The following is a 14,128-nucleotide window of genomic DNA, read 5'->3' on the forward strand; positions in this document are numbered from 1 at the left end:
GTCTCCAGTCGGTCGTTTCAGGCCAGCACCCCGATCGGCCAGGGCACGAACTCGTTCTCGCCCACGCCCAGGTCTTCGGCGCAGGTCTTCTCGCCCGAGGCGTGGCGCAGCAGCCGCTCGAAGATGACGCGTCCCATGGCTTGCACCGACAGCGCGCCGTCGGCCACCGGGCCGGCATCCAGGTCCAGGTCGTCGCCCAGGCGTTCGAACAGGGCGCCGTGGCTGGCCAGCTTCACGACGGGCGCCATCGACGAGCCGAACACCGAACCCTGGCCCGTGCTCATCGCCACCAGGGTGGCGCCGCTGGCGATCTGGCCGGTGACGGCCACCGCTTCCTGCGCGGGCGCGTCCATGAACACCAGCCCGGGGCCCGTCACCGCTTCGGCGTAGCGGATCACGGCGTCCACCGGCCCGCTGCCGGCGCAGCGCAGGTTGCCCAGCGCCTTCTCCCGCGCCGTGGTCAGGCCGCCGCCGGCGCCGTCGGCACGGGCGCGGCGGTTGATCTGCGTGTCGCGTCCGGCGGTGTAGTCACGCCAGGCGTCGGCGCGTCGCGCCAGCTGCGCCGCCACTTCGGGCGTGGCCGCTCGGGCGGTGAAGCTCGGCCCGGCCAGCGCCAGGTCGCTGCTGCCTGCGACGATGGCGGTGCCGCCCTGGCGGCGCAGCAGGTCCACTGCGGCGCCCAGCGCCGGATTGGCACACGCCGCGGAAAAGCCGTCCGGGCTGCTGGCATGCAGGCCCAGCACCAGCCTCGACGCCGGCACCGGCTCGCGCCGTACGTCGTTGGCCGCCGGCAGCATGGCCTGCACGGCCGCGATGCCGGCGTCGATGGTGGCTTGCGTGCCTCCAACCTCCTGCATCACCAGCGTGCGCAGCATCGGGCCGCGCTCCAGCTTCTCCTGGTCCAGGAATCCCTGCAGGTTGTTGCGCTCGCAGCCGAGCGCGATCACCAGCGCGCCGGCGATGTTGGGGTTGCGCAAGGTGCCGGCGATGGTGCGCCGCAGCAGGTCCATCGGCTCGCCCGTCATTTCCATGCCGCAGCCGATCTCGTGCACGAAGGGCACGACGCCGTCCACGTTCGCATACGCGGCCAGGCGCTTGGGCGTGAACCAGTCCGCCACCTTGCGCGCCGCGGTCGCGCCGCAGTTGCCCACCACGAACACGCCGATGCAATTGCGCGTGGCGACCCGGCCATCGGCCCGCACGATGCCCTGGAAGAAGGCCGGCTCGTCCAGGGCCGGCAGCACGGTGGCGGCGCTGCTCTCGGCCGCTTCGCCGTCCTCCCCGCCCGCGCCGAGGTTGTGGCCGTGCAGCCAGCTTCCCGCGGGCGTGTCCACGGTCGCCACGCCGATCACCGCACCGCCCAGGCGAACGGCCTCGCCCGCGGCCAGCCGGCGCGCCGCGAGCTTGTGGCCGGCAGGCACGTCCTGCTGCACGCGCATGCCCTCGTCGGCCAGCACCGTGCCGGCGGCCAGCGGGTGTACGGCCACCACCGCGTTGTCCTGTGCCTGCAGGCGGATCGTCGTTCGGGCGGATGTGTTCATGGCGAAATCGTGAAAGCGCTTACAAAAATGGATCAAAAAAAGCGGCTGTCTATCTGACGCCGTGATGGAAAGTATATGAAAGCGCTTACATCAACGCAAGTCGACCGTGCAGACCCTGCTGGGGCGCCGGGTATCATCGGCAACCAAGCCGTCCCGGGCGCGTCGCCCTTTCTTGCCCTTTGCTGCCGTGGCCCGACCCAGTTCCGCTGATGCTTCCCTCCGACCCGCGGCCAGCGCCCGCATGTCCGACGTGGCCCGCGAGGCCGGCGTGTCGCTGGCGACGGTGTCGCGGGCGATCAATGAGCCGGAAAAGCTGTCGGCCGAGACGCTGGCGCTGGTGCGCGCCGCCGTCGAACGGCTGGGCTACGTGCCGAACCTGAACGCGGGCAGCCTGGCATCGAGCCGTTCGCGCATCGTGGCCGCGATCGTGCCGACGGTGTCCAACGCGGTGTTCTCCGAGACGGTGGATGCGCTGACCCAGACCCTGGCGCGCGGCGGCTACCAGCTGCTGCTGGGCCAGACGGCCTACCGGGGCGGCGACGAGGAAGGGCTGGTGGAGGCTTTCCTGGGTCGGCGCGTGGACGGGCTGGTGCTCACGGGCACGGCGCAATCGCCGTCGCTGCGAGCCAAGCTCAAGCGCGCGGGCATTCCCGTGGTGCAGACCTGGGACCTGCACGACAAGCCCATCGACATGCTGGTGGGCTTCTCGAACTTCGAGGTGGGTCGCGCGGCGGCCGGGCACCTGATCGAGCGCGGGCATCGCAGGCTGGGCTTCATCGGTGCCCAGGAAGAGCGGTCGCGCCAGCGGCTGGAGGGCTTCCGGGCTGGCGCCGCCGCGCACGGTCTGGCCGATGTCGAGGTGGAGCTGATCCTGCCCCCGGCGCACATGGACGACGCGGGCCCGCGCTTCGCGCAGATGGCTGCGCGCTGTCCCGAGCTCAGCGCCGTCTTCTGCAACAACGACATGCTGGCCGCGGCGGTCGTCTTCGAGTGCCACCAGCGCGGCTGGCGCATCCCGGGCCGCATGGCCGTGCTCGGCCTGGGCGACCTGCCGATTGCGCGCGCAGCCTTCCCGCGCCTGAGCACGGTGGAGGTGCGGCGCGGCCAGATCGGCGCCCGTGCCGGGCAGATGCTGCTGAGCCGGCTGGGCGGTGAGCAAGCCGGCCCGGACATCGTGGACCTGGGCTTCGAGGTGATTGCACGGGCAAGCACCTGAAGCCCGCGCCTGGCTTCAGAGCCAGGACTTGATCTGCGCGCCCATAGCGCCGGCCGAGATGCCGTAGCGCTCGTGCAGCGTGGGCAGCGCGCCGGCATCCAGGAACTCGTCGGGCAGCGCCACCTGGCGGAAGGGCACCGACACGCCCGAGCGCATCAGCAGGGCGGCCACCGCCTCGCCCAGGCCGCCGACCACCGAGTGGTTCTCGGCCACCACCACCAGCCGCCCCGAGCGCCGGGCCTCGGCCAGGATGGTTTCCGTGTCCAGCGGCTTGATGGTGGGCACGTGCAGCACGGCCACGTCCACGCTGTCGGTCTTGAGCTGGTCCGCCACTTCCAGCGAGCGCATGGTCATGAAGCCGCTGGAGATCACCAGCACGTCACGGCCGCCGCGCAGCAGCTTGGCCTTGCCCAGCTCGAAGGTGTAGTCGTACTCGTCGAGCACCAGCGGCACGTTGCCGCGCAGCAGCCGCATGTACACCGGGCCCTGGTGGGCGGCGATCTGCGGCACGGCCTGCTCGATGTCCAGCGCGTCGCACGGGTCGACGATGGTCAGCCCCGGGATGCCGCGCATGAGCGCCAGGTCCTCGGTGGCCTGGTGGCTGGGGCCGTAGCCGGTGGTCAGGCCCGGCAGCGCGCAGCACATCTTGACGTTGAGGTTCTCCTCGGCGATGACCTGGTGCACGAAGTCGTAGGCGCGGCGCGTGCCGAACACGGCATAGGTGGTGGCGAAGGGCACGAAGCCCTCCTTGGCCATGCCGCCGGCCGCGGCCATGAGCAGCTGCTCGGCCATGCCCATCTGGAAGAAGCGCTCGGGACAGGCCTGCGCAAAGAGGTGCAGGTCGGTGTACTTGGCCAGGTCGGCGGTCAGGCCGACGATGTCCTGGCGCTGCTGCGCCAGCTCGACCAGCGCCTTGCCGAAAGGCGCGGCCTTGACGCGCTGCCCTTCGCTCGCGATGGAGGCGATCATCGCCGAGGTGGTCAGGCGCGGCTTCTTGAGTTCGGGGCTGGTGGTGGTGTTGCTCATGATGGGTTGCTCCTTCAGATCAAGCTTGCGACTGGTCCAGGATGGCGATGGCCTGCTGCCACTCGGGCGGGTCGACGCGGATGAAGTGGTTCTTGTCGCGCGTCTCCAGGAAGGGCACGCCCTTGCCCATGAGCGTGTTGAACAGGATCACGCGCGGCTTGTCCTCCTGGAGGTTGCGCGCGGCATCGAAGGCGGCGAGCACGGCGGGGAGGTCGTTGCCGTCCACGCGCTGCACGTGCCAGCCAAACGAGGCCCACTTGTCGGCCAGCGGCTCGAAGCCCATGACCTTGGTGGAGGGGCCGTCGGCCTGCTGGTTGTTGATGTCCACCAGGCAGATCAGGTTCGACAGCCCGTGGTGCGCGGCGCCCATGGCGGCCTCCCACGTGGAGCCCTCGTCGAGCTCGCCGTCGGACATGGAGTTGTAGACGAAGGCGGGGTTGCCCTTGAGGCGCAGGCCCAGCGCCATGCCCACGGCGATGGGCAGGCCCTGGCCCAGCGAGCCGCCCGACATCTCCATGCCCGGCGTGTAGGTGGCCATGCCGGACATGGGCAGCCGGCTGTCGTCGCTGCCGTAGGTCTCCAGCTCGTCCTCGGGAATGATCCCGGCCTCGATCAGCGCGGCGTAGAAGGCGATGGCGTAGTGGCCGTGCGAGAGCAGGAAGCGGTCGCGGCCTTCCCACTTCGGGTCTTCGGGGCGGTAGCTCATGGCGTGGCCGTAGGCGACGGCCAGCACGTCGGCCCAGCCGAGGGCTTGGCCGATGTAGCCCTGGCCCTGGACCTCGCCCATGCGCAGGGCGAAGCGGCGGATGCGGTAGGCGCGTTGTTGGAGCGTTGATACGTCAGACATGAATGTCTCCTTTGAAACGGGGAGTAGCGGATTCAGGCCGTGTGAGCGGTCCGAGAGGCGCCCAGGCGCTGGCGCACGTAGCGCAAGGAGGCCTGAAGCGTGGTTTCGATGTCCGCCAGGGGCACGCGATAACGGGCGCGCCCGGGCTTGGCATCGGGCCTGCGGTGCAGGCGCATGGGAATGTCAATCGACACGGGTATGTCCGTGCCCGCGACGGCGCGCAGCAGCGCGCCCAAGCCGACCTCGCCTTGACCCAGGGACGTGAAGAACCAGCCATCGGCGCTGCCGCGCACGTCCTTGAGGTGCATGTGGACGCAGCAAGGCAGGGCCTGCAGGGCATCCTGGGCAGCGTCAATTTCTGGGCGGTGAGACACCGTGTTGCCTACGTCGTAGTTCAGGCCCACGCGCGTCGAACCAATGCGCGAGAGCATCTGCGGTGCGTCCGCCGCGACGTTGAGCAGGTCATCGGCGCCGTCGCCCGCGTTCTCCAGGCCGATCCACATGCCGAGCGCCTCGGCGTGATGCGCCAACTGCTCGACGTTGGCGTAGAACTGCTTCGCCCGCCGGCGCTTGGCCGTGAAGGTATTGATCACCCGCGCACCCAGGTGGTGTGCGAAGTCCATCCGGCGCTTGAACGCCTCGACGGCATCGGGGCGGCTCAGGTCCATGTGGGCCGACATTGCATGGCAGCGAATGCCGTGGCGATGAAGTGCCGCCTCGTACTCGGCTGCCTTGTCTTCATCGAACGCGTGTTCGTCGAAGCGCTCGGTGTAGCCCGCGACATAGGTCGGCTCGACGTGCGTGACCCCAAGTCGAGCCAGGCTTTCGAGCATCCGCTCCAGCGGATAGCCGTCGTAAAGAGCTGCCGAGACTGAAAGGGTGCGGTGTTTCATGGCAATCCTGTGGATCAACCAACCCACCTGGCAGGTGGGTCAGGTTTACAGCAATGCTCAGCGCGGTTCCTGACCTCGAAAATCAGAGGAAGCCAATCGAGATCCAGGGGACCACGGCCACGATGACGACGCCGATGAATAGCGCCACCATGTAGCCGAGGATCGGCTTCATGCCCTTGTCCGGATGGATGCGGCTGATGGCACAGGCTGCGTAGTAGCCCACCCCGAAAGGCGGTGCGAAGAGACCGATACCCATCGCCAGGGTCACCACCATCGCGTAGTGCACCTCGTGGATGCCGACCTGGCGTGCAATGGGGAACAGCAGCGGACCCAGCAGCACGATGGCAGGGATGCCCTCCAGCACGGAGCCAAGGATGATGAAGGCCACCACCGAAAGGGCCATGAAGGTCGGCGCGCCGCCGGGTAGGGCCTTCATCGCGTCCGCAAGCTCGCTCGAGAAGCCGGACTGCGTGAGCGCCCAGGCCATGCCGGTGGCAGCGCCGATAATGAAGAGGATCGCTCCAGACAGCGACGCCGTATCGACGAGCATCGGGTAGATCCGCTTCCAGTCGAACTGCCGGTACACGAAAAGTCCGGCGATCACGGCGTAGACGATGCCGATGGTGGACACCTCGGTCGCCGTGGCCACGCCTTCGACCACTGCGGCCCGGATGACGACGGGAAGCGCCAGCGCGGGGATGGCGATCAGGAATGACTTGGCGATCTCGCTGCGGGAAGCACGACGCACCCCCGACAGGTCCTCGCCCCGATAGCGCCACCACACCAGTGCACCCAGCGTCACCGCCAGCACCACGCCCGGCAGCATCCCGCCCGTAAACAGTGCCGCGATCGAGACGCCGGTGGCCGAGCCGATCGTGATCAGCACCAGCGACGGCGGAATGGTCTCGGTCTGGGCGCCCGTGGCCGACAGCAGCGCCACCAGGTCGCCTTCCTTGGCGCCGCGCTTCTTCATCTCCGGGAAAAGTGCCGGTGCCACTGCCGCCATGTCGGCCGCCTTCGATCCCGAGATGCCCGAGACCAGGTACATCGCCCCGATCAGCACGTAGGACAGGCCGCCGCGGACGTGCCCCAGCAGGTTGGCCAGGAAGTTGACCATGGCGCGCGCGATGCCTGTCATCTCGATGAGCAGGCCCAGCAGCACGAACAGCGGCACGGCCAGCAGGATGAGGTGGCTCATGCCCTCGTCCATCCGTCCAACGATCACGATGCTGGGCGTATTGGTGGTCAGCGCGATATAGCCGAGCGTGGCCAGGCCGAACGAGAAAGCGATCGGCAGCCCGAGCAGGACCATGGCACCCACTCCGAACACGAAGAAGATGAGCAGGTTCCAGTTGCCGAGCTCCTTGAGAGCGGGCCCGGCCAGCGCCATGGCGCAAATGACGGCCGCCACCAGGACCACGGCCAGCATCGCGTCTCGCAAGCGACCGACCCGGAAGATCTGAATAAAGCCGATCAGCAGCATCAGTCCGAGGCCCACCGGCAGCGCGGCGGCGCGCCAGGAGTTCACGATGCCCATGGCCGGCGTGACGACCCACACCTCGTCCACCGCGAACTCGTAGGCGGGATGAACGACGAAGGTCAGGAACGCGATGGCCGCGGCGATCGCCACGAGGTCCAGGAAGGCGCGCCGCCGCGGTTCGAGCTTGCCCACGATGGCCGTCATCCGCATGTGCTGGCCACGGTGGAATGCGACGATCGATCCCAGCATGGCCAGCCAAAGGAACAGGACTGAAGCCAGCTCGTCCGACCAGATAAGAGGCCGGTGAAAGACGTACCGGCTGGTCACGCCCATGAGCAGCACGATGACTTCGGCCAAGACCAGCAGTGCAGCGGGGATCTCTACCAGCGTGCCGATGATCTTGTTGAGGCTCTCGAGCCAGCCGATCGGCTTGCGTCCGAGCGCGTCGTTAGCGGAACCGGCGATGCCGGACGTATCACTTGGAATGTCCATAGCGTTCTTCCCCTGGAGTCTTGCTGCCGGCCTCACGGCCCCTTTGCAGCGCACCAATCGTTTAACCCAACGAGCAATTGCATCCGCCCCGCGCACGCGCAGGGCTGGTTGGCTGCTTCGTCAACCAAGCTTGCCGGAGACCTTTTCCAGCAGCTCCCAGGCCGTCTCGCCGTACTTGGCTTTCCAGTCGGCATAGAAGGTGGTGCGGGCCAGCTGCTCGCGGAAGCTGTCCTGCGAGACGTTGAGGAAGTTGATTCCCTTGGCCTTGAGGTCCGCAACCAGCTTGGTGCTGAGGCCGGCGATATCAGCGCGCTGGTCGTCGGCAGACCTGTCGAGCTCCCGGGAAATGATCTGCTGAATGTCCACTGGCAGCCGCTCGAAGATGCGCTTGTTGGCAAGCACCCAGTACCCGTCCCAGACGTGCCCGGTAAGGCTGCAGCTCTTTTGGACCTCGTAGAGCCGCGCTGTTGCAAAGATCGCCAGCGGGTTCTCCTGGCCTTCCACGACCTTGGTCTGCAGCGCGGTGTAGACCTCGTTGAAGTTGATCGGCGACGGGGCGGCGTCAAGCGACTTGAACAAAGAGGTCAGCGCCGGCGCGGCCGGCACGCGGACCTTGAAGCCTTTCAGGTCCGCCGCCGACTTAATCTCGCGCGTCGAGGAGCTGATGTGGCGAAAGCCGTTGTCCCAGATCTTTGAGACGGTGAGGATGGGCCGCCTCGCAATCTCGGCGCGAATGTGTTTGCCCAGGTCGCCGTCCATCGCCTTCCAGACGTCGGCGTAGTTCTTGAACGCGAAGCCCACGCTTGTGATGCCCGAGACCGGCACGAAGGTCGCCAAAATTAGCGACGACAGGTTGAAGAACTCCACCGAGCCGTTGCGCACCTGCGCCAGAAGGTCCGTGTCGGAGCCCAGTTGGTTGGCGGGGAAGTGCCTGATGTTGACGCGGCCCGACGTTGCCTCGCGGATGCGGGCGAAGGCTTCCTTGGCGCGCACGTTCACCGGATGGGCGGGGTCCTGTCCGGTGGCGTACTTGAGGTCGAATTCGGCCGCGTCGGCCGGCCGTGTGACGATCGAAAAAAGCGGGAGCGTGGCGGCGCGAGCGAGAACGGCGCGACGCGACAGGGCAGGGCGCGGATTCGTCATGATCTGCTTGTCTCATCAGATGTTTGAATTGCTTCAGGCAGTGCCGTTGAAGCCCGGTGCGCGCCGATGCTTGGCTGTCATCGGCGGCGCCTTCTCCGCATGAATGGCGTAAGCCTGACGCCTGCCGTCTGCGCGGCTGTTGTAGGTGTGCGGGGGAGGCAGGGCATCCAGCCTGGATGCCCTGAGAAGCGCGCTGGAATCAGTGAATCAGCATGCCGCCGTTGACGTCCAGCGTGATGCCGGTGCAGTACGCGGAGAGCTCGCTGCCAAGGAAGACACAGGCGCCGGCGATGTCGTTGGGATGGCCAAGGCGGCCCAGCGGGATGGTCTCTGCAATCTCGGCCTTGCGTTCCTCGTCGAGCTTGCCCTTGAGGATGTCGGTGCCGATCAGGCCCGGGGTGATGCAGTTGACGCGGATGCCCGCGCCGGCCAGCTCGCGCGCCATGGCGCGCGCCAGGCCCAGCACGCCGGCCTTGGCCGCCGAGTAGTGCGGCCCACCGAGGATGCCGCCACCGCGCTGCGCCGACACCGAGGAAATGCAGATGATGGAGCCGCCACCCTGGCGCTCCATGGCAGGGATCACGGCCTGGGAGGCCAGCAGCGTGCCGCGCAGGCTCACGTCGAGCACGCGGTCGTAGTCCTCGCCCGTGATGTCTACGGTCTTGCGCGGCTGGGTGACGCCGGCGTTGTTGACCAGGATGTCGATGCGGCCGAACTTTTCCAGGGCCTGCGCCACGGCCTGGTCCACCTGGGCCTTGTCGGTGACGCTGGCCACGACGCCCAGGTGGCCTTCACCGAGTTGCGCCGCGGCCTCGGCCGGCTTGGCGGCTTCCAGGTCCATGATCACAACGCGAGCGCCATGCTCGGCCATCAGGCGGGCGGTGGCGAAGCCCAGGCCGTTGAGGCCGGCGCCGCCGGTGACCAGGGCAACCTTGTTTGCAAGCAGCATGCGTGTCTCCAGAGGAAATCGGGTTTGCGATGGCCGCAATTGTGAAAACCTGCCTTGTTGAAGAAAAACGATATGTTTTCAAACAGGGTTGATGTTCCTTCATCCTTGGGTTTGCCCTAATACAAAACCATGCAAGCCCCGATTCATCTCGAATTGCCTGGTTGCTTTCCAAGGCGGCAGTGCGGTGCAGAACTTCGCCTTCGCAGCTGGCGTGTTGCATATCGCCACTGGGTCGTCGGGCACCAGACCAGCCAAGCTGGAGGGCCTCGACCGGGCAGGTCTGTAGCAACAGTCGACACGACTTACGGAAATGGGCGCAACTGCCCCTGCAGTCACTTTTCGATGAACTGGGCATCCCTCTGGCCAGCGACGCCCATATCCAGTGCCATCGCATCAGGCACCAGAGAATTGCCTGGATGCACTGCTGTCCCAGTTCACGGTACCCGTGGTGCAGTGGCCTGACTGATTTGCCGCCGCGGCGCCGCTTGTTCACCGGCCGGCGTCGCTGACGACTCGGATCGCACGTACATGGTCTCGGATACGGACGTCCAGGGCCCAGGCGTAGCGCTGAAGTGCAGGTCCATCGGGCAGCCACTTGCACAAGAGCAAGCTTTGTCCAGACGTTGAGCCCGGTTCTTGCCGGTGCTGGAGTACTGCCGCGCCTCTATCCCGCTTGCCATGCGCAGCGGCGCGCCATGTTCACAAGGCGACACGTTATGCAATCTGCTAATAGCACCCTTGAAAACGTTTCACTTGCATAACATCAGGGAAAACCCTAACCTGTGTTTCCATTGAACTTCCGAAGCTTCAACAGAAGGTCCCATGACTCCTGTCACTGCCGCCACCAACAGCCGAATCGTCCTGCGGGGTACCGTGACTGCGGCTGAGATGTCATCCAGGCTTCTGGACAGCTTGCGCGCACTGTTCGCGCAAGCCTCTTACACGTCGGCCAACGAGACTGTCGACGTGCGTGCCCTGGCACATTCGCTCTCTCACGAGGGCTTGGGCCTGTCGGGCGAGTTGCTGGATCCTGTCGGCCGATCCTTCCCGTCGCGATACCTGCCGGCTCTGTAGGACCAACGAACTGCAGTGCGCTGTCTTCTTGCTCTTTGCTGATGCAGGACCACTGCGGCGCCGTAACGGGACAACGGCTCCTGTCATGTTGGACATGGGCATAGGAGAACTGCGCTTGATGACGAGCGTGCGCAGCATCGGCATTGCGGTGACGGACCTGCCACCGCCCGATTCGCTCAACTCCTGAGACTTTCCCGAGATCATCGACAGCGCGTCAGTGCAATGATGCCTTGATGTGCAAGCGCCAGGCAGCAACCGGCGCTTGAATGCGTACCACGCAAGCGCTGGTCCACCCATATGGGCCGTCAGCCCCAGCTTGCCTGCACCTGGCCCCTGGCCCCAGCATGCAATTCCATCTGCCGCACTTGCCTGGCCACTACGGCTACAACCTCGGCAAGCCCCTGCGCCAGCACTACCGCCGCTCGTGCGGTGGTTAGACTCCTCGCGTGAAAGCATCCCTTGCCTCCTCAGCATCGCGGTTGTTGGAGGCGTCACCGCTGCGGCATGCCCAGTTCCGACTCTTCTATCTCGGCTCCATAGGCACGGCACTCGGCTACACGATGCACACGACCATTGCCTCCTGGGTAATGGCAACGCTGACGCCATCCCAGCTGATGGTGGCCCTGGTGCAGACGGCCAGTACCGCACCCGCCCTCTTGTTCGGGTTGATTGCCGGCGCGCTGGCCGACATCGTGGACCGGCGCCGGCTCATCCTGTCGACGCAATGCCTGTTGCTGGCGTCCACCGCCGTCCTGGGTGCAGCAACGCTTGCCGGCTTCGTCGGTCCAGCCTTGTTGCTTGCTCTGACCTTTCTGGTCGGAGTCGGCCTGAGCTTGTACCTCCCAGCCCAGGCAGCGACTGTCAACGACCTCGTGTCGAGGGAGGATCTGCCGCGCGCCGTGGCCTTGGCCGCGGTGGCCTTCAACGTCGCACGCGCGATCGGGCCCGCGCTCGCCGGGGGTATCGCCGCCTGGCTCGGCTCGGGCAGCGCCCTGGTCACCAGCGCGCTGTTCTTCATCCTGATGATCATCGCGGTCTATCGAATGAAGAAGCGCGAGCGCGCGCTGCCGGGGGTGCCGGAGACCGTGTTGTCAGGCGTCTTGAGCGGCCTGCGCTTCGCGCGACACTCGCCGGCCATGCGCTCGCTGGTGGCTCGCAACGTCAGCTTCAGCCTGTGCGCCGCCGCGTTTTGGGCATTGCTTCCCGTGATCGCGCGCGACCAGCTGCAACTCGGCGCCGGCGGCTTCGGGTTGCTATCGGCCGGTTTTGGCGCGGGCGCCATTGCTGGGGCACTGGCCATACCAGGGCAGTTGCAGCGCAGATCGCTGAATGTGGTCGTGACAGCGGGAACGATGCTGTGGATAGGCGCCATCGCCTTGTTGGCGGTGATCGATATCGTTGCCGTCGCGATCCTGGCGGCTTTCGCATGCGGCACGGCATGGGTTTGCGTACTGGCTGGCCTATCGGCTGGAACCCAGAGCAGCGCGCCGGCCTGGGTTCGAGCTCGGGCTGTATCGGTGAATCTTGTCGCAAACCAGGCGAGTCTTGCGCTGGGCAGCGCACTGTGGGGCACGGTGGCCTCGGCAGCCGGCACTCAAGCTGCGCTCGTGAGCTCTGCCATCACCATGCTCATGCTGCTTGCCATCAGCCGCCGCGCACGGGTCGCGATGGGCGAGGAGGCTGACGTCACTCCGGGAGCGCAGTTACCGGAGCTGGCCATTGCCGTCGAGCCGGGGCCGAAGGACGGCCCGATTCTGATCCAGCTCGAATACCGGGTCGATGTCGAGCATCGCGACGAGTTCCTCCGCGCCATTCATGCCGTCGAGCCTGTACGCCGTCGCAATGGGGCCATCAGTTGGCGCGTCTATCGCAACTTGGGGGAAGACGGAGTATTTGTCGAACGATTCATCCTTGCGTCGTGGGCCGAGTACGTCAGGTTGCGTGCGAGGGCTACCATGGCGGACCGCAACCTGATGCATGACGTCGAGAATCTTGCAAGCGTTCCCGTGCGCATCTCGAGGTTGATAGGCATCGACCGCGAAAGCGATGCACCTCGCAACGGAACCCGCCCTGGGTAGCTTTCGCTACTGCTTGTTTCGTGCCAGCGGTTCAGCTCGGTCAGTACGATGTCCCTTTGTGCGCTCAACCGAATTCGACGCAGACCAGAGCCTGATGCTGACTCAGTTCTGACAATGTAGTTTATGTCAAATTAATTGCTTGATCAACATATACAGCGCTATTGTCTAAGGCAAATGTCACTGCCGCACTTGACTTGCCATTGAACGCCCCGGCGCGGTGCATGGTATCTGCGCCGTGCTTTGTTCACCGTCAGCAGCGCTCGAAGATCGCCGCGATGCCCTGGCCGCCGCCGATGCACATCGTCACCAGGGCGTAGCGGCCCTGCACGCGCTGCAGCTCGTACAGCGCCTTGGTTGTGATGATGGCGCCCGTGCCGCCCACCGGGTGGCCCAGCGAGATGCCCGAGCCGTTGGGGTTGCACTTGGCCGGATCGAGGTCCAGCTCCTTGCTCACCGCGCAGGCCTGCGCGGCGAAGGCCTCGTTGGCCTCGATCACGTCCAGGTCGGAGAGCTTCAGGCCCGCGCGTGCCAGCACGGCCATGGTGGCCGAGACCGGGCCGATGCCTACGTCACGCCGGCGCATGGCCGCGATCGCCAGTTCAATGCCCAGGTGGCGGCGACGTTGGGCGGCGTGTCCAGCATCACGTCGCAAACCGGCGTGCGCGTGGGCATACGTCACAAGTTCTGAGCTTTCATGCGCGGGCACGCAGCCCCACCATAACGACACAAGCGGCCCAGACTGTGGCGCGACGATCTGGATGAGAAGCGCGCGGCAATCAAGATGAGAAGAACTGTCGCGGCGCAGGGATGATGCCGGCGTAGATTGACGCGGGCAAGGACTACGCGGCGGGCTGTTTGTCGCGCGGCGTCACGGTGCCGACGTTCCTCACTGTCGCGCTGGATGCAGGGCGCCCGGGCCCTTGCTGTTTGCGCTCCAAGGCCATGCGCCGCCGGTAGCTCTCGACGTTGAGCTCGAAGATCGTGGAGTGGTGGACCAGGCGGTCCACCGCGGCGAGCGTCATGGCGGGATCGGGGAAGACCTTGCCCCATTCCCCGAAGGGCTGGTTGGCCGTGATCAGCAGCGAGCGGCGCTCGTAGCGGGCGCTGATGAGCTCGAACAGCACGGACGTCTCGGCCTGATCCTTGGCGACATAGGCCAGATCGTCCAGGATGACCAGATCGAAGCGGTCGAGCCGGTTGATCGCCGCCTCCAGAGCCAGCTCGCGGCGCGCCACCTGCAGCCGCTGGACCAGGTCCGAGGTGCGGGTGAACAGCACACGCCAGCCCTTCTCCAGCAGTCCCAAGCCGATGGCCGAGGACAGGTGCGACTTGCCGCCGCCCGGCGAAGCAGCTACATAGTGCCCGCGCACAGCAACCGGAGTTGCTGAA

9 protein-coding genes and 2 pseudogenes are annotated in these 14,128 nt (G+C 66.4%); 2 read left to right on the plus strand and 9 right to left on the minus strand.

Features of this window, described 5'->3' with window-relative positions; all coding sequences use genetic code 11:
• Positions 1 to 17: 17 nt before the first annotated feature.
• On the minus strand, positions 18 to 1,541 hold the full coding sequence (locus H537_RS0123795; RefSeq protein ID WP_028999842.1) for a UxaA family hydrolase: 1,524 nt from the start codon (positions 1,539 to 1,541) through the stop codon (positions 18 to 20).
• Between the two features lie 241 nt (positions 1,542 to 1,782).
• Here H537_RS0123795 and H537_RS0123800 point away from each other — a divergent pair, with 241 nt between their 5' ends.
• On the plus strand, positions 1,783 to 2,757 hold the full coding sequence (locus tag H537_RS0123800) for a LacI family DNA-binding transcriptional regulator (RefSeq protein ID WP_051243169.1): 975 nt from the start codon (positions 1,783 to 1,785) through the stop codon (positions 2,755 to 2,757).
• Positions 2,758 to 2,772: 15 nt separating this feature from the next.
• Here the strand turns inward: H537_RS0123800 and H537_RS0123805 are convergent, their stop codons facing one another.
• The 6 genes from H537_RS0123805 to H537_RS0123830 form a co-directional block, all read right to left on the minus strand.
• Entirely contained in the window at positions 2,773 to 3,783 is a 1,011-nt protein-coding gene (locus H537_RS0123805; RefSeq protein WP_028999844.1) for a transketolase family protein, read from the minus strand.
• Positions 3,784 to 3,802: 19 nt separating this feature from the next.
• A complete protein-coding gene (locus H537_RS0123810) occupies positions 3,803 to 4,630 on the minus strand; it encodes a transketolase (RefSeq protein WP_028999845.1) in 828 nt (275 codons plus the stop codon).
• A gap of 32 nt (positions 4,631 to 4,662) precedes the next feature.
• Complete coding sequence (locus H537_RS0123815) at positions 4,663 to 5,523, minus strand: sugar phosphate isomerase/epimerase family protein (protein WP_028999846.1); 861 nt, start codon at positions 5,521 to 5,523, stop codon at positions 4,663 to 4,665.
• A gap of 82 nt (positions 5,524 to 5,605) precedes the next feature.
• Positions 5,606 to 7,495: a TRAP transporter large permease gene (locus H537_RS0123820; protein WP_028999847.1), complete on the minus strand. Its 1,890-nt coding sequence runs from the start codon at positions 7,493 to 7,495 to the stop codon at positions 5,606 to 5,608.
• A 120-nt stretch (positions 7,496 to 7,615) separates the two neighbouring features.
• The gene (locus H537_RS0123825) at positions 7,616 to 8,638 is read right to left on the minus strand and encodes a TRAP transporter substrate-binding protein (RefSeq protein ID WP_028999848.1); all 1,023 of its coding nucleotides are present in this window, start codon (positions 8,636 to 8,638) and stop codon (positions 7,616 to 7,618) included.
• A 199-nt stretch (positions 8,639 to 8,837) separates the two neighbouring features.
• Positions 8,838 to 9,587 (minus strand): SDR family NAD(P)-dependent oxidoreductase, encoded by a 750-nt coding sequence (locus tag H537_RS0123830; protein WP_028999849.1) that lies wholly within the window; start codon positions 9,585 to 9,587, stop codon positions 8,838 to 8,840.
• A gap of 1,520 nt (positions 9,588 to 11,107) precedes the next feature.
• Here H537_RS0123830 and H537_RS45160 point away from each other — a divergent pair.
• A complete protein-coding gene (locus H537_RS45160) occupies positions 11,108 to 12,739 on the plus strand; it encodes an MFS transporter (RefSeq protein ID WP_084150904.1) in 1,632 nt (543 codons plus the stop codon).
• A 250-nt stretch (positions 12,740 to 12,989) separates the two neighbouring features.
• Here H537_RS45160 and H537_RS45165 read toward each other — a convergent pair.
• Together H537_RS45165 and H537_RS45170 are read right to left on the minus strand one after the other, a co-directional pair.
• Positions 12,990 to 13,391, minus strand: a pseudogene (locus H537_RS45165) (acetyl-CoA C-acyltransferase); the annotation flags it as partial.
• 187 nt (positions 13,392 to 13,578) lie between these two features.
• Positions 13,579 to 14,079 (minus strand): annotated as a pseudogene (locus H537_RS45170) (ATP-binding protein); the annotation flags it as partial.
• Positions 14,080 to 14,128 lie beyond the last annotated feature (49 nt).

This window comes from Azohydromonas australica DSM 1124 (assembly GCF_000430725.1).
Classification (GTDB): domain Bacteria; phylum Pseudomonadota; class Gammaproteobacteria; order Burkholderiales; family Burkholderiaceae_C; genus Azohydromonas; species Azohydromonas australica.